The organism is Micromonospora lacuserhaii (genome assembly GCF_036902735.1).
Classification (GTDB): Bacteria; Actinomycetota; Actinomycetes; order Mycobacteriales; family Micromonosporaceae; genus Micromonospora.
The window spans coordinates 46,168-65,169 of the sequence record NZ_JBAKHO010000027.1; the positions used below are offsets into that span (position 1 = coordinate 46,168).

Here is a 19,002-nt window from a genome sequence, read left to right on the forward strand (position 1 = left end):
TCACCATGCCCGGATCCACCGCGACCGCCACCGGCGGTCCCGGCGCGCCCCACGCCGCGGCGCAGACCACGGCGCATCCGCGACGCTGGCTGGTGCTCGCGATCATCGCGATCTCCCAGCTGATGGTCGTCCTGGACGCCACCATCGTGAACATCGCCCTGCCCCAGGCGCAGCTCGACCTCGGCATCTCCGACGCCGACCGGCAGTGGGTGGTCACCGCGTACACCCTCACCTTCGGGGGCCTGCTCCTGCTCGGCGGCCGGATCGCCGACTACTGGGGGCGCAAGCGCACCTTCCTCGTCGGCATGGTCGGCTTCGCCCTCGCCTCCGCCGTCGGCGGCCTCGCCACCACCGGCGGGATGCTCTTCGCCGCCCGCGCCCTCCAGGGCGCCTTCGGCGCGCTGCTCGCCCCCGCCTCGCTGGCCCTGCTCACCGTCCTGTTCACCGAGGCGCATGAGCGCGCCAAGGCGTTCGCCGTGTACGGCGCGATCGCCGGTGGCGGCTCCGCCGTCGGCCTCGTCCTCGGCGGCGTGCTCACCGAGTACGCCGACTGGCGGTGGTGCCTGCTGGTCAACATCCCCATCGCCGCCGTCGCCCTGATCGCCGCCATCCCACTGGTGCCGGAGAGCCGCGCCCACGGCAACACCCGGTACGACATCCCCGGCGCGGTCGTGGTCACCGCCGGCCTGGTCTCCCTCGTGTACGGCTTCACCAAGGCCGCCGAGGACGGCTGGGACGCCGCCGCCACCATCGGCTTCATCGGCGCCGGCCTCGTCCTGCTCGCCGCCTTCGTGGTGATCGAGAAGCGGTCCAGCCACCCGCTGCTGCCGCTGCGCATCCTGCTCGACCGCAACCGGGGCGGCGCGTACCTCGCCTCCACCCTGATCGGCGCGGGCCTGTTCGGCGCGTTCCTCTTCCTCACCTTCTACTTCCAGGTGGTGCTCCGGTACACGCCGGTCAAGGCCGGACTCGCCTCGCTGCCGGTGACCGCCGGGGTGCTCGTCGCCGCCGGCGTGGCCAGCCAGCTGATGCCCCGCCTCGGGGCGAAGCCGCTGATGGTCGCCGGAGCGATCCTCGCCGCCGGCGGCATGCTCTCGCTGACCCAGATCGACGCGGACACGTCCTTCGTCAGCCACCTGATGCCCGCGCAGGTCGTCCTCGGCCTGGGCCTCGGCTTCACCTTCGTGCCGCTGTCCAGCCTCGCCCTGGTCGGGGTGCCCGAGCACGACGCGGGCGCGGCCAGCGCCACCCTCAACGCCACCCAGCAGGTCGGCGGCTCGCTCGGCACCGCCCTGCTCAACACCATGTACACCAGCGCGGTCACCGCCTACCTGGCCACCCGCGTTCCCGACCCGGTCACCCAGGTCAAGGCGCTGGTGCACGGCTACACGGTCGCGTTCGGCTGGGGCGCCGCGCTGATCCTGGTCTCCGGCCTCACCACCCTGGTGCTGATCAAGGTCCGCAAGCAGGACATCCCGGCCGGCCAGGCCGTACACATGGGCTGAGCCCGGCACCGTCTGATCGACCAGTCATTGCGGTCTTCGATCCAGCGGCGGGATACCCTACCTGCGGTGCCTCGAACCGCGTGACCGGAGGAGTCGATGCTGGGATGACGGCCGGGCGACCGATGCCCACACAGGACGACGTGCTCGGGTACTTCAACACGCTGTCGAACTGGGGACGGTGGGGCGACGAAGACGAGCTCGGGACTCTGAACCACATCACCGACGACGTCCGGCTGGCGGCGGCGCGGGCCGTGCGCCACGGCAGGAGCGTGTCGTGCGCATGGGAGGTCGCCGTACCGGAAGACATGGAGCGGTCGACGACGACGTGCCCGTGCGCCGCCGACATGCCGGGTGCCGAGAACATGCCGGTGCCCGGCTTCCACGCCGACCGGCGCTGGGGCTTTTCGTCCGAGCGGCTCGGCATCACGTTCCACGGCAACACCCTCACCCACGTCGACTCGCCGTGCCACATCTTCTGGGACGGCACGATGTACAACGGGCGGTCGCACTCGTTGGTCGACGCCGCAACGGGATCGGCGTGGGCGGCCGTCACGGCGGCGGCGAACGGGATCATCACGCGTGGTGTCCTGCTGGACATTGCGAGGGTCCGCGATGTGCCGTGGTTGGAACCGGGGCAGGGTGTGTTTCCCGACGATCTCGAGGAGGCCGAGCGTCGCCAGGGCGTGCGGGTGCGATCCGGTGATGCGGTACTCCTGCGGACCGGTTATGGCCGCGTCCGGCACGAGGCCGGTGAGGCGAGTGGATTCACGCAGGCCGGCTGGCACGCGTCCTGCCTGCCGTGGCTGCATGAACGGGAGGTCGCGCTGATCGGCGCTGACACCCCCCAGGACGTTCAGCCGTCGGGGTACGAAGACGTGTTGATGCCGGTTCACGCCGTGAGTCTCGTCGCGATGGGTCTGTGGCTGCTCGACAACTGCGACCTGGAGGTGTGCGCGACGACGGCTGCCGAGCTCGGCCAGTGGGACTTCCACCTCGCAGTCGCGCCGGTCCGCTTCGCCGGTACGTCTGGCAGCCCGGTCAACCCGATCGCCACATTCTGACCGCGGTCAACGAGGGGGTGCGATGCCATGAACCGCCCGGCCCGCACCTGGAACGCGGTGGCGCCGCGCTGATCCTGGTCTCCGGCCTCACCACCCTGGTGGCCTCCGTCATGAAGAATGGTGGGCGTGACCGCGTTCCTCTGCGCCCGCTGCGGTGTCACGCTCACCCCGGAGCTGACCGCGCTACCCACCGTCCCCGAGCCCCCGGACGAGTCCGCGCGGGACGCGGAGACGCGGCGGGCGGCCTCCACCGTGCCCCGCGGCCGATACGCCATTGAGGCGGAGCCGTGGGGAGCGCCCTACGTCCCCCACGAGGACCCCGACGCCATGGTTCCGTGCCAACCGCGCGGCAACATCCGGATCGTCGACGACGCCTGCCTGATCTCCGCGGGCCCGCGGCACACCATCGTCGCTCATCCCGAGGACGTGCCCGACCTGCACCCGTTGCCGGGATGGGAGAACAGCTCCGGGTGCTGCGGTCCGGCGGGCACGGACGGCCCGAACCGGGCGTGCGCCTGCGGCAACCGCCTCGCCACCCTCACCGCGGACTGCTACACGTCGTACGAGATGCACCTCGACCCGGTACGGGTGCACCCGGTCGAGGTAGGGGTCGACGGCTGACTGCCGACGGTGCCTGTCGCCGGACCCGGGGTCGAACCGGACGGGCCGCCGTTATGAGCAGCAGCTGGACCCGCGTCCTCCGGCGGAGGACCACAGTGGATGGCTGCTGGAGATCGAGGTGGGAATCGAACCCACGTAGCCGGCTTTGCAGGCCGTTCCCTGACCACTCGGGCACTCGATCACAGCGATGGAACCGTGCCCCCGGCTGGATTCGAACCAGCGCCCTCCAGGTTCGGAACCTGGTGCGCTCTCCACTGCGCCACGGGGGCATGAGCAGCGCGGACGGGATTCGAACCCGCAACGTGTCCCGGGTGAAAGCCGGGCGACTCTCCCACTTCGTCCACCGCGCCATTCGCGTACCCGGGGTGCGACTCGAACGCACACTGTCGGTTTCCTGAAAACCGTGCCTCCTGCCGATTGGGCTACCCGGGCGTGAACACTGCGTACCCTCGGCGCGATTCGAACGCGCAACCTGCGGCACCTCATGCCGCCGCCTCTCCCGTTGGGCCACGAGGGCTCGTGCTGCGAGCGGAGGACTCGAACCTCCATCGACCGTTCCAGAGACGGTTGTGCTGCCGATTGCACCAGCTCGCAAGGGTTCCGTCGCGACGGAACGTGCCCCGACCAGGATTCGAACCTGGGCTCTTCGGCTTCGTAGGCCGACGCTCTCTCCGCTGAGCCACCGGGACGTACGACCGGCGCCCACCCCCCTGGGGCGCCGATCGGTCTAACCCTTCACGCAGACCACCTGCTTGAGGTGCGCCACCACCTCGACCAGGTCGTCCTGCTGCGCCATCACCTGGGTGATGTCCTTGTACGCGCCGGGGATCTCGTCGACCACCCCGGCGTCCTTGCGGCACTCCACCCCGGCGGTCTGCCGGGCCAGGTCGGCGGTGCTGTACGTCCGCTTCGCCTGCCCCCGCGACATCCGGCGCCCCGCGCCGTGCGACGCCGAGCAGTACGCGTCCGGGTTCCCCCTGCCCCGCACGATGTACGATCCGGTGCCCATCGACCCCGGGATGATGCCGAGCTCCCCCCGCCCGGCCCGGATCGCGCCCTTGCGGGTCACCAGCACGTCGACGCTGTCGTAGCTCTCCTCCGCCACGTAGTTGTGGTGGCAGCTGATCGACTCGCCGAAGGTCACCTGCGGGAACTCGTCCCGGACCACCCCGCAGAGCAGGGCGAGCATGACCGCCCGGTTGCGCCGGGCGTACTCCTGCGCCCACCAGAGGTCCCGGCGGTAGGCGTCCATCTCCGGCGTGCCGGCGAGGAACACCGCCAGGTCCCGGTCGGGCAGATTCGTGTTGTGCGGCAGCCTCCGGGCGACCGCCATGTGCCGCTCGGCGAGTTCCTTGCCGATGTTGCGCGAGCCGGAGTGCAGCATCAGCCAGACCTGCCCGGCGTCGGGGCCGTCCTGCTCGACGCAGACCTCGATGAAGTGGTTGCCGCCACCGAGGGTGCCCAGCTGGCGCTGGGCGCGGCTCTCCAGCTGCGCGACCTTGCGGTCCAGCTCGTCGAAGCGCTTCCAGAAGGCGTCCCAGCCGCCCTGCTCCAGGCCGCGCACCCGGCGCGGGTCGACGGGGTCGTCCCGCTTGGCGAAGCCGACCGGGATGGTCGCCTCGATGGCCGAGCGCAGCGGCGCCAGGTCGTCGGGGAGGTCCGCGGCGGTGAGCGAGGTACGCACCGCGGACATCCCGCAGCCGATGTCCACCCCGACCGCGGCGGGCGAGACCGCCTGCCGCATCGCGATGACCGAGCCGACCGTGGCGCCCTTGCCGAAGTGCACGTCCGGCATGACGGCGACGCCCTGCACCCAGGGCAGCGCGCCGATGTTGCGCAGCTGCTGCGCGGCCTGCGGCTCGATGCCGTACGGGTCGGTCCAGACCCGTACCGGGGCCTTCGTGCCCGGCAGCGGGGTGAATCCCATCGTCGTCTCCTTGGTCGTCGGGGTGTCGCCCTTCGTGGGGGCGGTGGAGTGTTCGTGGACCGCCCGGGAATCGAACCCGGCGGGAGTGGCGTGCAAGGCCTCTCTGCGCCCAGCGCGCAGCCCGTGGCGCCCTGATGGGGCGTGGCGCCCCGGTGCCGGGGCGGAGAGCGGTTGGCCGGATTCGAACCGGCGATCCTCACCCTGGCAAGGTGACGCGCTACCGCTGCGCTACAACCGCATGATCTCGTGCGTAGGCCGTACGGGGCTCGAACCCGTAAACCTCCCGGTTGAGAACCGGGTGAGCTGCCCATTGCTCCAACGGCCCGTGCGGGGTGGCGGTATGCCATCCCGTGTCGTGCTCCCCGGTCGGCGCGTCTCGGCGCCGACCGGGGTCGTGCTCATGCCATCCACTGTGGAGTTGAGAAGAAGCGACGTCGCCGGCGTAGCCGGGACACGATGCAGGGGTGACAGGATTCGAACCTGCGACCGTCGGAGTTGGAGTCCGGTGCTCTGCCAGTTGAGCTACACCCCTAGGCGGGGCAGGTGACAAAAAAGCCGCCCGGTCCCCGAAGGGGTGGGCGGCTGCGCTGTCGCGCTGGCGCTATCCGCGCCGCCACCCTTGTCGCCAGCCGCATCGGGCCTGGAGCAGGCCCCGGGCTCGTTCGCCCGCCAGCAGCATGGCACCACCGCGCGGCATGGACCGCGTGGTCTCGGTGCTGGTGTGCTGCGGCACGGCGGGCTCCCCGGGTGATCGGCTTGACGTTGCCCGTTGAAGGTAGGCGAGGTGTCCCGGCGACCGCAATGGATATTCGCGGAGAAGTCGGTGGTCCGGTCGACGGAGTCTTTGGTTGACTGCCCGGGTGATGACGGAGGCGACGGTCCGGTCGGTGCTGGCCCGACAGTGGGGGTTGACGGATTCGGTGGTGACGCCGCACCACGGCGGGATGAACTCGGCCACCTGGTTCGTCGGGCAGGGCGAACGACGGTGGGTGGCGAAGCTGGTGCCGGCGGGCGCGGCGGCGAGGTTCGCCGCCGGCCTCGCGGTGGCCCAGGTGGTCGAGGGTACGGGGGTGGCGACGGGGGCCGCCGTACCGACGGTGGACGGGGATGCGGTGGTGGCCGTGGACGGCGGGGCGCTGGCGCTGCTGCGCTGGGTGCCCGGGGAGCCGCTGACCGGCGCCGCACCGGCGGAGCAGCGGATCATCGGCGGCACCCTCGGCCACGTGCACCGAACGCTGCGGGAGGTGTCCCTGCCGGGAGTCGACCGGTTCCACTGGCTCGACCCGGCCGCGGCGCACCTCGGGGTACGGGAATGGGTGCGGCCGGCTGTGGCGGCGGCGGTGCGCGCGTATGAGGGGTTGCGTCCGGCGGGCCTGACCTGGGGTCTGCTGCACTCCGATCCAACGCCGGAGGCGTTCCGGCTGGACCGGGAGACCGGCCGGTGCGGGCTGATCGACTGGGGTGTCGGGCTGGCCGGGCCGCTGCTGTACGACCTGGCTTCGGCCCTGATGTACGTCGGTGGACCGGAGCGCGGCGCGGCGCTGCGCGACGCGTACCTGGCCGAGGGCGTGCTCGACCGGGCCGAGCTGGACCGGGGGCTGCCGGTGCTGCTACGGCTGCGGTGGGCGGTGCAGGCGGACTACTTCGCCCAGCGGATCGTGGCCGACGACCGCACCGGGGTGGCCGGCCCGGCCGACAACGAGCGGGGGCTGGCCGACGCGCGGCGGCGGTTGACCGGGACCGGCTGATCGTCGATCTTCCTGGTCGGCTAGCGGAACCGACGTGGTCAGTGCCGGGCCGCCTGCTGCCCGACGGCGACGTGCTCGAAGAGCCGCTCGCCCTGGTGGTCGAGGGTGGCCGCGCCGAGCGTCGACGCGGCCAGGATGACCGCGAGGACGGCGACCGCCGGGGGCCACCGGCTGACGGGCGGGTCGAGCAGGGCCCGCACCCGCCCGGGGACGTCGCCGCCGGCCACCCCGGTGGTGGCGGTGCGGACGTGGCGCTGGCGGACCAGGGCGGCGCGGGCCACGGCCCGGGCGATCAGCGCCCGGTCGCCGAGCCGGCTGGCGGCGTCCTCGTCGGCCCAGCGTTCGACGCTGTTGTGCAGGGCGCGCCGGGTGGGACGCAGGGTCGGGTTGGCCGCCGCGGCGAGGTCGACGGCGAGGTTCCACCAGGCGTGCCGGTGCCGCAGGTGGGACCGCTCGTGAGCCAGCAGGGCGGCCCGTTCGTCGCCGGGCAGGGCGCGCAGCATGCCGCGGGTGACCACCACCCGGCCGGCGACCTCGGGGGTGGTGAAGGCGTCCGGGACGTCGGTGTCGAGCACCACCAGCGCCCCGGGGGCGCCGAGCCGGCCGCAGTGGCGGTGGGCCAGACGCATCGCCCGTAGCCGCCGGACCAGGAAGAGGGCGGCGCCGGCGGCGGAGACGGCGAGCGCGGTAGCGGCGGCGGCGGAGACCGCCCAGGGCACCGGGGCCTGGGAGCGCAGCGCCTGCGCCGACCATGGGCCGAGGGCAGCGATCTCGGCGTCCTGGCCGATCCAGGTGAAGGCGGCCACCGCGAGGCCGAACCAGACGGTCGCGGTCAGCAGCAGGCCCGTAGGGGCGAGCAGGCGTACGGCCGGGGCGGGTGGGAGGGCCCGGCTGAGCCAGGGGCCGCAACCGGCGTACGCCCCGGCGGCGGCGAGCACGACCGCCAGCGCGACGATCACGGCTGGTCCCGCTCGGCCCGGCCGAGCAGGCCCACCAGGAGGGCTTCGTCCTCGGGGGTGAGGGTGCCGACGAACCGGGCGAGGACGGCCGAGCGGTCGGTGTCGTCGTCGAGCAGCCGGCGCATCTGGAACGCGGTCACCTGGGCCCGGTCCCGGACGGGTCGGTAGGCGTAGCCGCGGCCGGCCGGCTCCCGGGTGACCTGCCCCTTGTCGACGAGCCGGGCCAGCACGGTGGTGACCGTGTTGTAGGCCAGCCTCGCATCGAGGCGTTCGCGCACCTGGGCGGGGGTGAGCGCGGTGTCCGCCGCGGCGAGCGCGGCGAGGATCTCGTGTTCCAGGTCGCCGTGCCCGCGACGTCCGTTCCCGTTCACCCGACTCCCATCAACTACAAAATTTGTAGTAGTAGCCTCTACTACAGGAATTGTAGGAGGAGGACGGGCTACCCATGGACATCGGGCTCTTCGACGAGACCAACCGCTTCGCGGTCGCCACCCCCTGGCTGCACGCCGCGATCCGGGACTACGCCGCGTACGGGGTGGCGATCTTCGCTCTCCTCATGCTGGCGGGCTGGTGGGGTGCACGCCGTCGGGGCGAACCGGCGGTGGTGGCGGCCGCCCTCACCGCCCCGCTGGTGACCCTGCTCGCGGTGGCGGTCAACCAGCCGTTCGTGGCGCTGTTCCATGAGCCCCGGCCGTACACCAGCCACCCGGGCATCCTGGTGCTCGCCGACCGCGGCGGCGACTTCTCGTTCCCGTCCGACCACTCGGTGATGGCGGGGGCCGCCGCGGCCGCCCTGTGGTTCGTCTCCCGCCGGCTCGGCCTGGTCGCCGCGGTCGCCGCCCTGATCATGGGGTTCTCCCGGGTCTACATCGCCGCGCACTACCCGCACGACGTCGTGGCCGGCCTGGCCCTCGGCGCCGCGGTGGCCAGCCTCGCCACCGTGGCCAGCCGGCCGGCGGTCGGCCGGCTGGTCACGGCGGCCGGCCACACCCCGCTGCGCACGCTGGTCGCGTCGACCGGCCCGGCGACCGCCGGTCCGCCCGTCCCACCGGGCAGCGGGGCCCGGTAGCCCGGCCGGCACGGGCGTTCCGGACGTGCGTCCGGGCGTCGAGGGGGTATCCGTACCGGATGCGCCCGGAGCAGACCGACGGCATCGACGTCGACGAGCCGCTCGCCGTCGACGTACCCCCGGCACCGCATGACGCCAGCGGCGAGCGGGTGCCGACCCGTGACCTGGCCGGGCTGGCGCCCGCGGCCCGTCCCGCGCGGCGGTGGACGCCCCGCCGGGTGGTCGCCACCCGGGCAGCGCTGGAGCACCCGCACGGGCGGCGGATCGCCGACCGGGTCGAGGCGCTCGGCATCGAGGTGGAACGGCTGCGGGCCAACCGGCTGACCGGCCTGCGCGGGGAGACCGAGCGGCAGACGTACGCCCGGGCCAAGGCGACCATGGCGATCGTGGTGAGCCCACCGGCACGCCGGAAGCTGCAACCGATCGCGCCGAGCGCCGACTGGCGGGTCGACCTGGCCGAGGGCTGCCCCGCGCACTGCCAGTACTGCTACCTCGCGGGCTCGCTCTCCGGGCCGCCGGTGACCCGGGTCTACGCCGACCTCGACGACATCCTCGTCAACCTGGCCGACTACGCCGGGCTGGGCACGGTGACCAGCCGGAGCGCCGGCCGGGCCGGCGAGGGCACCACCTTCGAGGCGTCCTGCTACACCGATCCGCTGGCCCTGGAGCACCTGACCGGCAGTTGGCGGCGGGCGGTGCAGCACTTCGCCGCCTGGGACGCCCCGGTGCAGCTGCGCTGGACCACCAAGTACGACGACATCGGCGGCTTCGTCGGGCTGCCGCACGCCGGTCGTACCCGGGTGCGGTTCAGCGTGAACTGCCTGCCGGTGAGCACCCGCTTCGAGGGCGGCACCAGCCCGGTGCCGGCCCGGTTGGCCGCGCTGCGCCGGCTGGCGCTCGACGGCTACCCGGTGGGGTTGACCATCGCCCCGATCATGCCGTTGCCCGACTGGCGGGCCCACTACGGCGAGCTGCTGGGCATGGTCGCCGAGGTCGTCGACGGGGTGCCGGGGCTGGACCTGACCGCCGAGCTGATCAGCCACCGGTTCACCGCGGGCAGCCGGGAGGTGCTGCTCGGCTGGTACCCGCGTACGAGGCTGGAGATGGACGAGTCCCGGCGTACCCGCAAGCACGGGAAGTTCGGCGCGGTGAAGTACGTCTACCCCCGCGATCAGATGGCGGAGCTGCGGTCGTGGTTCACCGCCGAGCTGGCGGCCCGGGTACCGGCGTGCCGGGTCCTCTACTGGACCTGACCGCCGGTGGGCCGCCCCTGGTGGGGCGGCCGCACCGGGGGCTCAGCGGACGATCTTGAACTGGAACATCGCGGTGTCCAGGGTGCCCATCAGCCGCAGCCAGATCGGCAGCAACATCTCGGTGCCCCGGGCGCCGGTGATGTCGCCGAGGTCGATCACGTCGGTGTGGCCGAAGCTCTCCAGCAGCTCGGTCACGGTCGACTTGGCATCGGCGTCGTTGCCGGCCACGAAGACGGTGTGCTCCCCGCCGGCGACCGCCTTGGGGTGGACCATCAGCTCGGCGGTGAGCGTGTTGAGGGCCTTGACCACCCTGAGCTCCGGGAAGGCGGCCTGGATCCGCTCGGCGAGCGAGTCGGTGTCCTTCACGAACAGGCTCGGCGGGAAGCCCCGGGAGAAGTCGAGCGGGTTGGCGATGTCGAGCAGCACCTTGCCGGCCAGGTTCGGCGCGCCGGCCGCGGTCAGCGCGTCGATCGACGCCTCGCCGTTGGTGGCGTTGACGACCAGCGCGGCGTCGGCGGTCGCGTCGGCGAAGGTGGTCAGGGCGATCTCGGGCTGCTCGGCCGCCCACCGCTGGTAGGGCGGGTTGCCCATGCCGTCGGGTTCGGTGCGGGCGAGGGTGGCGGCGACGTCCCGGGTGCCGATGGTGACCTGGTGGCCGAGCTCCGTGAGCCGGCTCGCCAGGGTCCGCCCGACAACGCCGGTGCCCAGTACCGCGATCTTCATCATCATGCTCCTGCTGTGTGGGAAGAGTGCCGTAGCGTGCGTCGCCACCGAAGCTAACAGACAGGTCTGTCTACCAGCAAGGCGCGACGCCGATATTTCCGATCCGCGCCGGCTGTGGTGGTGCACAGACGGGTCGGTATGCTTGGGTCGGCCAGGCGAGGAAGAGACCGAGGAGGTGGCGGATGGCGACCACGGCAGCGACCGGAGGGACCCGGCAGCCGGCGCGGGACCGGATCCTCGACACCGCCTTCCGGCTCTTCTACGCGCACGGCCCGCGCGGCGTCGGCGTGGACACCGTGATCGCCGAGTCCGGCGTCGCCAAGGCCACCCTGTACAAGCACTTCCCGCGCAAGGACGACCTGGTCCTGGCGTACCTCGACAAGGTCGACCAGGCCTGGTTCGGGGCGCTGCGCGCCGCCGCCCGCGATGCCGGCGACGACCCCCGCGACCAGTTGGTGGGGATGTTCGACGCGCTCGCCTCGGCGTGCCGGCGGGAGGGCTACCACGGCTGCGCCTTCATCAACACCGCCGCGGAGAGCTCCTCGGACAGCGCCGTGCACGCCCGTACCGTCGAGCACAAGAACGTGGTCCGGGCCTGGGTCACCGACCTGGCCCGGCGCGCCGGCGCCGCCCACCCGGACCGGCTGGCCCGCCAACTGACCCTGCTGCTCGACGGCGGACTCGCCGCCGGCGTCCTGGACGCCGACCCCGGCGCGCCGGCGGAGGCCCGGGCCGCCGCCGAGGCCCTGGTGGCCGCCGCGTGCCCGGCCACCACGACCGGCTGACCGGTACGGTGCCAGACCATGGCACTGATGCGCTGTGACTTCTTCTCGGAGGCGCTCGGCCTCAACACCTCGATGACCGTCCTCCTGCCGCAGCGCACCACGTCCCAGATCGGCCTGGCCGGCGGCGCAGGCGAGGGCGACCCGCCGGTGCTCTACCTGCTACACGGCCTCACCGACGACGACACCATCTGGCTGCGCCGCACCGCGATCGAGCGGTACGCCGCGCCGCTCGGGCTCGCCGTGGTGATGCCGCAGGCCGGCCGGAGCTTCTACACCGACGAAGCGCACGGCAACCGGTACTGGACGTTCCTCAGCGAGGAGCTGCCGCAGCTGTGCCACTCATTCTTCCGGCTCTCCACCCGCCGCGAGGACACCTTCGTCGCCGGGCTCTCGATGGGCGGCTACGGCGCGGTCAAGTGGGCGCTGCGCGACCCGGGCCGGTTCGCCGCCGCCGCCAGCCTCTCCGGCGCGCTCGACGTCGCGCACCGGCGGAACCACCCCACCAACCCGATCGACCCGGCCGTCTGGCACACCGTCTGGGGCGAGCGGGAGGTCGCGGGGACCGACGACGACACGGTCGCCCTGGTGCGGCACGCCGGCGCGGACACGCCCCCGCTCTACGTCGCCTGCGGCACCGAGGACTTCCTGTACGACGACAACCTGCGCTTCGTCGAGGCCGCCCGGGGGCAGGGCGTCGGAGTCACCGTGGACTTCTCCCCCGGCGCGCACGACTGGGCGTACTGGGACGCGAAGATCCAGGACGTGCTGGCCTGGCTGCCGCTGCGCCGGGACTGACCCCGACCCGGGCGCCCGCCGACCGGCGGGCGCCGGGAACGCGGTCGCGCCTCAGCGGGTGAGCACGACCTTCAGCGCGCCGGTCTCCGCCGGCCGGGAGAAGACGTCGTACGCCGTCATGATCTCGTCGAGGGCGAACCGGTGGGTCACCATGTTGCCGGTGTCCAACTGGCCGGCGACGAGCATGTCGAGCAGCCTCGGCGTCGAGTGGGTGTCGACCAGGCCGGTGGTGATGGTGACGTCCCGGATCCACAAGCGCTCCAGGTGCAGGGTCGCCGGCTTGCCGTGCACGCCGATGTTGGCGACCCGACCCCCAGGGCGGACCAGCTCGGTGCAGAGCTCGAAGCTGGCCGGCGTGCCGACCGCCTCGATCACCACGTGGGCGCCGAGCCCGCCGGTGACGGAGCGGACCGTCTCCAGGGGATCGTCGTCGGCCAGCACGGTCAGGTCCGCCCCGAACCGCTTCGCCGCGTCCAGCCGGCTCTGCGCCTTGTCGACGGCGACGATGCGCGTCGGGGAGTAGAGCTTCGCGGTCAGGATCGCGGCCAGACCGATCGGGCCCGCGCCCACCACCACGACGGTGTCGCCGGGGCGCACCTGCCCGCTGAGCACCCCGACCTCGTACGAGGTGGGCAGGATGTCGGCCAGCAGCACGGCCGCCTCGTCCGACACCGATGCCGGCAGCCGGTAGGTGGACAGGTCGGCGAACGGGATGCGGGCGTACTCGGCCTGCACGCCGTCGACGGTGTGGCCGAGGATCCAGCCACCGCCACCGAGGCACTGCCCGTAGCTGCCCTCGCGGCAGTAGGCGCAGACGCCGCACGCCGAGATGCAGGAGGCGAGGACCCGGTCGCCGACGCTCAAGGTGCCGACGCCGTCGCCCACCTCGACCACGGTGCCGACGGCCTCGTGGCCGAGCACCCGGCCGGGCCGGACCTCGGGCACGTCCCCGCCGAGAATGTGCAGGTCGGTTCCGCAGATGGTCACCGCGTTGATCCGGATGATCGCGTCCCGGGGGCCGGCGATGGTCGGCTCCGGGACCTCGGACCAGGACCTCTCGCCCGGCCCGCCGTACACGAGTGCCTTCATGGTTCCTCCTCACGCCGTTGTCACCCCCCACGGTTCTCGTCGGGGTGCGCGGCGGGGAGGGTCTTCCGGGCCGGTCCGTCGGGACCGAGGTCCCGACGGACCGGAGGGTCAGGCGCCGACGGACCCGTCGACCGCCTCACGCAGGAAGTCGGCGTGGCCGTTGTGCCGGGCGTACTCGTGCATCATGTGCAGCATCACCAGCCGCAGCGACACGTCCTCGCCCCAGCGGGCCTGGTGGCCGGTGACGTCCAGCGACTCGGCCTCCCGCTCGATGCGACGGGAGTGCTCCACCTCCCGCCGCCACACCTCGAACGCCTCCGGGCCGGTCGAGCCGGCCGGGTCGTACGCCGCCTGGAAGTCGCCGGTCTCCGACCAGATCAGCGGGACGTCCTCGGCGGCGATCACCCGCCGGAACCAGGTCCGCTCCACCTCGGCCAGATGGCGCAGCAGCCCGAGCAGGGTCAGCGTCGACGGCGGCGAGGCCGGGCGGCGCAGCTCGTCGTCGGTGAGCCCCTCGCACTTCATCGCCAGGGTCGCCCGGTGGAAGTCGAGGAAGGCGCGCAGTGTCTCGCGCTCCCCCGCCCGCAGTGGCGGGCCGATCCGTTCGGTGGTCACAGGTGGTCCTCACTGGGCTGACGGGCCGGCGACGCCCGGTCCGTCGAGGGTTGGCAGGGGTCGCCACGGAGCCTAGTCTCGGCGCACCGATCCATTCTCGAAGGGATCATGCATGAACCCCCATCTCACGCGATCCGCGCTGGTCGCCACGGCGGTCACCGCGGCGCTGGTCGCCGGCGGCACGACCGTCCAGGCCGCCGGCGATCCCTACGGCAGCACCGCCGGCGCGACGGCCTTCGCGCCCAACCCGGTCCAGCAGCTCGGCGACCAGACGCTGACCGACCAGAAGGACGCCGACTACCCGGCGCTGGCCGGGGCGTACCGGCCGGTCCTGCTGACCAATCTGGACTCCTCCGGCACGCTCACCGGCCGGTACGTGGTGGTCAAGAGCAAGACCGGCACGCCGGCCCGCGCGGTCGACGGCAACTTCCCCGCCTGGCACCGCGACGCCGACCAGTTCGAGCAGGTGATGGGCTACCACTGGGTGAACACCGCCCAGGCGTACCTGCAGTCGCTCGGCTTCGGCGGCACCCTGCGCCCGGTCAACCAGCGCCAGATCGAGCTGCGCATCGACCAGTACGGCGGCGACAACTCGTTCTTCCGCGAGGACAAGGCCAACATCACCCTGGGCAAGGGCGGCGTGGACGACGCCGAGGACGCCGAGGTGATCGTCCACGAGTACGGCCACTCGGTGCAGGACGCGCAGGTGCCCGGCTTCGGCACCAACCTGGAGTCCGGTTCGATCGGCGAGGCCTTCTCCGACTACCTGGCTGTCGTGGTCACCAGTTGGGCCACCGGTACGCCGACGAAGACCCCGGAGGCCTGCGTCGCCGACTGGGACGCGGTCTCCTACACCCGTACCGCGCCGCACTGCCTGCGCCGCCTCGACGGCACCAAGGTCTACCCGACCGACGTGCGGGGCGAGGTGCACGCCGACGGGGAGATCTGGTCCCGGGCGCTGTGGGACATCCGCGGCGCGCTCGGCGACCGGCAGGCCAGCACGCTGATCGTGGAGGCGCAGTTCGCCTTCGCCAAGGACACCAGCTTCCGGGACGCCGCGCTGGCCACCGTGGACGCCGCGCAGCGGCTGTACGGCGGGCCGGCCGCCTCGGCGACCCGGGCGGCGTTCGAGGCGCGCGGGATCCTCTGACCGCGGGCGAGGCAGTATCGGCCGGGCGCGAGCCGGCCGGGGCGGGGCCGTCACGGGACAACCCGGGGCGGCCCCGCCGCCGTCCCCACCGGCGGGAGGTCCCGGCACCGGCGAGAATGCCCGGGTGAACACCGCCTCGGTCTCCCCCGGTCCGACCCTGTACGCGGTGGTGGCCGCGCTGGCCCTGATCGCCGCGGGCGTCGTCGCGGTCAGCCGGCTCGGGCCGGGCCGCGCGATGCTCACCGCCTCGGCGCGGGCCGTCCTGCAACTGGGCGCGGTGTCGCTGGTCATCGGCGCGGTGCTCGGCTCGTGGTGGGCCACGGTCGGGTTCGTCGCGGTGATGTTCGTGGTGGCGTCGGTGACCGCCGCGCGCCGCATCGGCGGCGTGCGTACCGGCTGGCCGGTGGCGGTGCCGATCGCCGGCGGGGTGGCCCCCACCCTGGCCCTGCTGGTCGGCACCCGGGCGCTGCCCGCCACCACCCTGGCAGTGCTGCCCGGCGCCGGCATCCTGATCGGCGGGGCGATGACCGCCACCACGCTGGCCGCCCGCCGCGCGCTGGACGAGCTGCGCACCCGGCACGGCGAGTACGAGGCGGGACTGGCGCTGGGCTTCAGCCCGCGCGACGCCGCCCTGGAGGTCTGCCGCGTCCCCGCCGGCCAGGCGCTGGTGCCGGCCCTGGACCAGACCCGTACGGTCGGGTTGGTCACCCTGCCCGGCGCGTTCGTCGGCGTGCTGCTCGGCGGGGGCAGCCCGGCCCGGGCGGGCGCCACCCAGCTGCTGATCCTCGTCGCCCTGCTGGCGGTGGAGGCGGTCGCCGTCGCCGGCACCGTCGAACTGGTCGCCCGGGGCGTGCTCGGCACGGCCGTACGGTTACCGTCGCGACGCCGGGGGTAGCGGAGAGGGTGCCGGTCGCGAAGGACCGACGCCGACGCCCCGTCCGGAGGTCCCCCGTGCCGACAATCACCGCGATGACGCAGGCCGGCCCCGGCCTGCTCGACCCCGGTTCGCTGATCTCCGCGTTCGGTCTGGTCGGCGTCCTCGCCGCCGTGTTCGCCGAGTCGGGGCTGCTGGTCGGTTTCTTCCTGCCGGGCGACTCGCTGCTGTTCACCGCCGGGCTGCTCGTCGCCGACGGGCACTACCTGCACCAGCCGCTCTGGCTGCTCTGCCTGTTGGTGGTGGTGGCCGCGGTCGCCGGCGACCAGGTCGGCTACCTGTTCGGCAAGCGGGTCGGCCCGTCGTTGTTCCGCCGCCCGAACTCGCGGCTGTTCAAGCGGGAGCACGTGGCGCGGGCGAACCGGTTCTTCGCCCGGCACGGCGCGCGCTCGCTGGTGCTGGCCCGGTTCGTGCCGGTGGTGCGGACCTTCACCCCGATCGTGGCCGGGGTGAGCCGGATGCGGTACCGGACGTTCCTCGTCTACAACGTGGTGGGCGGCGCCGCCTGGGGCACCGGCGTCACCGTCCTCGGCTTCTTCCTCGGCCGGGTCCCGTTCGTCCGGTCGAACATCGAGTTCATCCTGATCGGCATCGTGCTGGTCTCAGTCCTGCCGATCGGTGTGCAGCTGCTACGGGCTCGCCGCCGCCGGCCGGCCGGGGCGGTTCAGCTCAGCGACGACCTGGCCACCGGGAAGTCGAAGTAGGTGTCGGGGTAGGGCTCGGCCGCGAACCGGTAGTGCCACCACTCCCGGTCGTAGTTGACGAACCCCTCCCGCGCCATCAGCCGCTTCAGCAGTTGCCGATTGTCCCGGGCCACCCCGGTGACCCGCCGGTCGTCGGTGTGCGCGAGGGCGTCGAAGCAGTCGAAGCCGGTGCCCATGTCCACGCTGCCGTCGGCGAAGCGCCGTCCGGCCGGGTCGGTGCACGGCACCAGCGGCTGGCCGGCGGTCCAGGTGGCCCGGGCCGGCGCGGGCAGGGGTTCCAGGGTCAGGTCGAGGGTGCTGCCCCGGCTGTGCGCGGTGGGCGTGCCGAGGTACCCGTCGTCGAAGAGCTTCGCCTTGTCGACCCGCGGATAGAACTCGGCCTTCATCTGCTGAGCCGCCGGGTCCTGGGCCCAGCGGACGAAGTCGTCGACCGCCCGCTGGGGGCGGTAGCAGTCGTACACCCGCAGGCTGCGGCCCTGGGCGCGGGCGGCGTCCTGGACCCGGCGCAGCGCCTCGGCGGCCGGCCGGGTGAGCAGGCAGAGCGGCTCCGGGTAGCCGTCGATCGGCCGGCCGACGAAGTTGTGCGCGGTGGCGTACCGGATGTCGACGGCGATGCTCGGGTCGACCTCGGCCAGCAGCACGACGTCCGCCGGGGCGCGCGGCCCGCTGGGGGTGGGTGACGGGGCGCTCGGCACGGGCCGGGGCCCGGGCGGTCGCCCGCAGCCGGTGAGCAGCGCCGCCACGACCAGCGTGGCGGCCAGCGGCCGCGACCAGCGGCCGGCCGGGGGTCGCGGGCGGCCGAGGGTCACCGGTGCCGTCGGACGGCCCGCCGGCGGCGCAGGGCCAGGAGCAGCCCGGCGACCCCGCCGACGAGGACCGCGGCAGACAGCGCGGCAAGCGGGCCGGGCCGGTTCCAGCGGTGGCCGACCGGGTCGAGCCGGGCGGGGCCGCCGGCGGCGGCCAGCGCGGGCGGGGTGGCGCGGGTCGCCGGCGCGGGCGAGGCCAGCTCGCCAGCGCGGACCAGCCGACCGACGGCGGCGTCCCGGGGCAGCCCGAAGCCCCAGTCCAGCAGGGCGGCCCCCTGCTGCCAGCCGCGCTTGTCGACCACCTCGGCGCCGAGCAGGGTCACCACCAGCCGGCGACCGCCGCGCTCGGCGAGGCCGACATAGGTGTGCCGGGCCAGATCGGTGAAGCCGGTCTTGCCGCCCAGCGCCCCCGGGTACTGGTAGAGCAGCTGGTTGTCGTTCTGGATCTGGAACGCCTTCTCGTGCAGCGCTGGTTGGGCCGGGACCATGGCCTCCCGGGTGGCGTCGTAGCGGCGGAAGGCCGGATCGGCGAAGCAGGCCCGGGCGATCAGGGCCAGGTCGTACGCGCTGGTGAACTGCCCCGGGGCGTCCAGGCCGGAGGCGGTCACCGCGTGCGTCTGGAGGGCGCCGAGATGGCGGGCCTCCTCGTTCATCGCCCGCAGGCCGCCGGCCAGTCCGTCCGGGCCGCCGCCGAGCCGGGCCAGCGCATTGGCGGCCTCGTTGCCGGACTTGAGCAGCAGCCCCAGCCAGATCGTCTCGATCGGGTACCGGCCGTCCTCGGCGAGTCCGACCTCGGAGCTGCCCGGCTCGATGTCCAGGTCCCCGGCGGTCATGGTGGCCGCCTGGTGCGGATCGAGCTTCGGCAGCATGGTGGCGGCGAGCAGCAGCTTCTGCACGCTCGCCGGGGTGGCGTACTCGTGCGGGCCGCAGCCGCCCAGCACCGCGCCGCTGTCCAGGTCCGCGACCAGCCAGGAGGTGGCGGGTACGGCCGGCGGCGCCGGGGTGCCCGCGGGCCGCACCAGGCCGGCGGTGGCCAGCTCCGCCCCGCCCACGGCCCGCTGCGCCGGGTCCGACCGGGGCGGCGCCGGCTGCGACGGCCGGGACACCGCGGGTACGGGGGGACACGGCCCGGTGACGACCGCGCCGGCCGCTGCCGGGGCGGCCGTGACGGGCGGCGCGCCGACCGTGGCGAGCGCGATGGCGGCGAGGACGGCGGTGGTACGGACCCGGGTTCTCACTCTGTCGCACGGTAGCGAGG

The 19,002-nt window shown here is 73.5% G+C and carries 19 protein-coding genes and 10 tRNA genes; 11 read left to right on the forward strand and 18 right to left on the reverse strand.

What is annotated here, in order from left to right; genetic code table 11:
- Positions 1–5: 5 nt before the first annotated feature.
- The 3 genes from V6U81_RS17815 to V6U81_RS17825 all read left to right on the forward strand — a co-directional run bounded on the left by V6U81_RS17815 (position 6) and on the right by V6U81_RS17825 (position 3,187).
- Positions 6–1,505 (forward strand): MFS transporter, encoded by a 1,500-nt coding sequence (locus tag V6U81_RS17815; protein WP_334490770.1) that lies wholly within the window; start codon positions 6–8, stop codon positions 1,503–1,505.
- 104 nt (positions 1,506–1,609) lie between these two features.
- Complete coding sequence (locus tag V6U81_RS17820; protein ID WP_334490771.1) at positions 1,610–2,566, forward strand: cyclase family protein; 957 nt, start codon at positions 1,610–1,612, stop codon at positions 2,564–2,566.
- A 126-nt stretch (positions 2,567–2,692) separates the two neighbouring features.
- A complete protein-coding gene (locus V6U81_RS17825) occupies positions 2,693–3,187 on the forward strand; it encodes a hypothetical protein (protein WP_334490773.1) in 495 nt (164 codons plus the stop codon).
- A gap of 107 nt (positions 3,188–3,294) precedes the next feature.
- Here the strand turns inward: V6U81_RS17825 and V6U81_RS17830 are convergent.
- From V6U81_RS17830 to V6U81_RS17880, 11 genes are all read right to left on the reverse strand, one after another.
- Positions 3,295–3,368, reverse strand: a tRNA-Cys gene (locus tag V6U81_RS17830).
- Between the two features lie 15 nt (positions 3,369–3,383).
- Positions 3,384–3,456 (reverse strand) — tRNA-Arg (locus V6U81_RS17835).
- Between the two features lie 5 nt (positions 3,457–3,461).
- A tRNA-Glu gene (locus V6U81_RS17840) sits at positions 3,462–3,537 on the reverse strand.
- A gap of 7 nt (positions 3,538–3,544) precedes the next feature.
- Positions 3,545–3,619 (reverse strand) — tRNA-Leu (locus V6U81_RS17845).
- A gap of 12 nt (positions 3,620–3,631) precedes the next feature.
- Positions 3,632–3,704: transfer RNA gene (locus V6U81_RS17850), tRNA-Leu, on the reverse strand.
- Between the two features lie 5 nt (positions 3,705–3,709).
- A tRNA-Gln gene (locus V6U81_RS17855) sits at positions 3,710–3,781 on the reverse strand.
- 22 nt (positions 3,782–3,803) lie between these two features.
- Positions 3,804–3,876, reverse strand: a tRNA-Arg gene (locus V6U81_RS17860).
- Positions 3,877–3,914: 38 nt separating this feature from the next.
- Positions 3,915–5,114, reverse strand: a complete 1,200-nt coding sequence (locus V6U81_RS17865) for an RtcB family protein (RefSeq protein WP_334490775.1) — start codon at positions 5,112–5,114, stop codon at positions 3,915–3,917.
- Positions 5,115–5,280: 166 nt separating this feature from the next.
- Positions 5,281–5,352 (reverse strand) — tRNA-Gly (locus V6U81_RS17870).
- Positions 5,353–5,365: 13 nt separating this feature from the next.
- Positions 5,366–5,439: transfer RNA gene (locus tag V6U81_RS17875), tRNA-Glu, on the reverse strand.
- A 134-nt stretch (positions 5,440–5,573) separates the two neighbouring features.
- Positions 5,574–5,646, reverse strand: a tRNA-Trp gene (locus tag V6U81_RS17880).
- A 331-nt stretch (positions 5,647–5,977) separates the two neighbouring features.
- Here V6U81_RS17880 and V6U81_RS17885 point away from each other — a divergent pair.
- Entirely contained in the window at positions 5,978–6,862 is an 885-nt protein-coding gene (locus tag V6U81_RS17885; RefSeq protein WP_334490777.1) for a phosphotransferase enzyme family protein, read from the forward strand.
- A 38-nt stretch (positions 6,863–6,900) separates the two neighbouring features.
- On the opposite strand, the gene V6U81_RS17890 is transcribed toward V6U81_RS17885, so the two are convergent.
- Entirely contained in the window at positions 6,901–7,821 is a 921-nt protein-coding gene (locus V6U81_RS17890) for a M56 family metallopeptidase (RefSeq protein ID WP_334490778.1), read from the reverse strand.
- Entirely contained in the window at positions 7,818–8,192 is a 375-nt protein-coding gene (locus V6U81_RS17895) for a BlaI/MecI/CopY family transcriptional regulator (protein WP_334490780.1), read from the reverse strand. Before V6U81_RS17895 ends, V6U81_RS17890 begins: the two co-directional genes overlap by 4 nt.
- A gap of 74 nt (positions 8,193–8,266) precedes the next feature.
- Between V6U81_RS17895 and V6U81_RS17900 the strand changes: the two genes are divergently transcribed.
- Positions 8,267–8,890: a phosphatase PAP2 family protein gene (locus tag V6U81_RS17900; protein WP_334490781.1), complete on the forward strand. Its 624-nt coding sequence runs from the start codon at positions 8,267–8,269 to the stop codon at positions 8,888–8,890.
- Positions 8,891–8,949: 59 nt separating this feature from the next.
- Positions 8,950–10,143 (forward strand): spore photoproduct lyase family protein, encoded by a 1,194-nt coding sequence (locus V6U81_RS17905; RefSeq protein ID WP_334490783.1) that lies wholly within the window; start codon positions 8,950–8,952, stop codon positions 10,141–10,143.
- A gap of 42 nt (positions 10,144–10,185) precedes the next feature.
- Here the strand turns inward: V6U81_RS17905 and V6U81_RS17910 are convergent, their stop codons facing one another.
- Positions 10,186–10,866 carry an NADPH-dependent F420 reductase gene (locus tag V6U81_RS17910; RefSeq protein ID WP_334490785.1) on the reverse strand — a complete coding sequence of 227 codons (681 nt, stop codon included), beginning with the start codon at positions 10,864–10,866 and terminating at the stop codon, positions 10,186–10,188.
- Positions 10,867–11,048: 182 nt separating this feature from the next.
- Here V6U81_RS17910 and V6U81_RS17915 point away from each other — a divergent pair, with 182 nt between their 5' ends.
- Complete coding sequence (locus tag V6U81_RS17915) at positions 11,049–11,651, forward strand: TetR/AcrR family transcriptional regulator (protein WP_334490787.1); 603 nt, start codon at positions 11,049–11,051, stop codon at positions 11,649–11,651.
- Positions 11,652–11,669: 18 nt separating this feature from the next.
- On the forward strand, positions 11,670–12,446 hold the full coding sequence (locus tag V6U81_RS17920; RefSeq protein ID WP_334490788.1) for an alpha/beta hydrolase: 777 nt from the start codon (positions 11,670–11,672) through the stop codon (positions 12,444–12,446).
- A gap of 51 nt (positions 12,447–12,497) precedes the next feature.
- On the opposite strand, the gene V6U81_RS17925 is transcribed toward V6U81_RS17920, so the two are convergent.
- Both V6U81_RS17925 and V6U81_RS17930 read right to left on the reverse strand, forming a co-directional pair.
- Entirely contained in the window at positions 12,498–13,535 is a 1,038-nt protein-coding gene (locus V6U81_RS17925; protein WP_334490790.1) for a zinc-dependent alcohol dehydrogenase family protein, read from the reverse strand.
- Between the two features lie 108 nt (positions 13,536–13,643).
- Positions 13,644–14,150, reverse strand: coding sequence for a DinB family protein (locus tag V6U81_RS17930; RefSeq protein WP_334490792.1), 507 nt, complete (start codon positions 14,148–14,150; stop codon positions 13,644–13,646).
- A gap of 112 nt (positions 14,151–14,262) precedes the next feature.
- Here V6U81_RS17930 and V6U81_RS17935 point away from each other — a divergent pair, with 112 nt between their 5' ends.
- The 3 genes from V6U81_RS17935 to V6U81_RS17945 all read left to right on the forward strand — a co-directional run bounded on the left by V6U81_RS17935 (position 14,263) and on the right by V6U81_RS17945 (position 16,938).
- Positions 14,263–15,300: a M36 family metallopeptidase gene (locus V6U81_RS17935; RefSeq protein WP_334490793.1), complete on the forward strand. Its 1,038-nt coding sequence runs from the start codon at positions 14,263–14,265 to the stop codon at positions 15,298–15,300.
- 124 nt (positions 15,301–15,424) lie between these two features.
- Complete coding sequence (locus V6U81_RS17940) at positions 15,425–16,195, forward strand: ABC transporter permease (protein WP_334490795.1); 771 nt, start codon at positions 15,425–15,427, stop codon at positions 16,193–16,195.
- A gap of 74 nt (positions 16,196–16,269) precedes the next feature.
- Positions 16,270–16,938, forward strand: coding sequence for a DedA family protein (locus tag V6U81_RS17945; protein ID WP_334490796.1), 669 nt, complete (start codon positions 16,270–16,272; stop codon positions 16,936–16,938).
- On the opposite strand, the gene V6U81_RS17950 is transcribed toward V6U81_RS17945, so the two are convergent.
- Together V6U81_RS17950 and V6U81_RS17955 are read right to left on the reverse strand one after the other, a co-directional pair.
- Positions 16,899–17,747 carry a M15 family metallopeptidase gene (locus tag V6U81_RS17950; protein ID WP_420884040.1) on the reverse strand — a complete coding sequence of 283 codons (849 nt, stop codon included), beginning with the start codon at positions 17,745–17,747 and terminating at the stop codon, positions 16,899–16,901. The two genes, V6U81_RS17945 and V6U81_RS17950, sit on opposite strands and share 40 nt — an antisense overlap.
- Positions 17,744–18,982, reverse strand: coding sequence for a D-alanyl-D-alanine carboxypeptidase family protein (locus V6U81_RS17955; protein WP_334490797.1), 1,239 nt, complete (start codon positions 18,980–18,982; stop codon positions 17,744–17,746). The genes V6U81_RS17950 and V6U81_RS17955 overlap by 4 nt, the downstream gene beginning before the upstream one ends.
- Positions 18,983–19,002 lie beyond the last annotated feature (20 nt).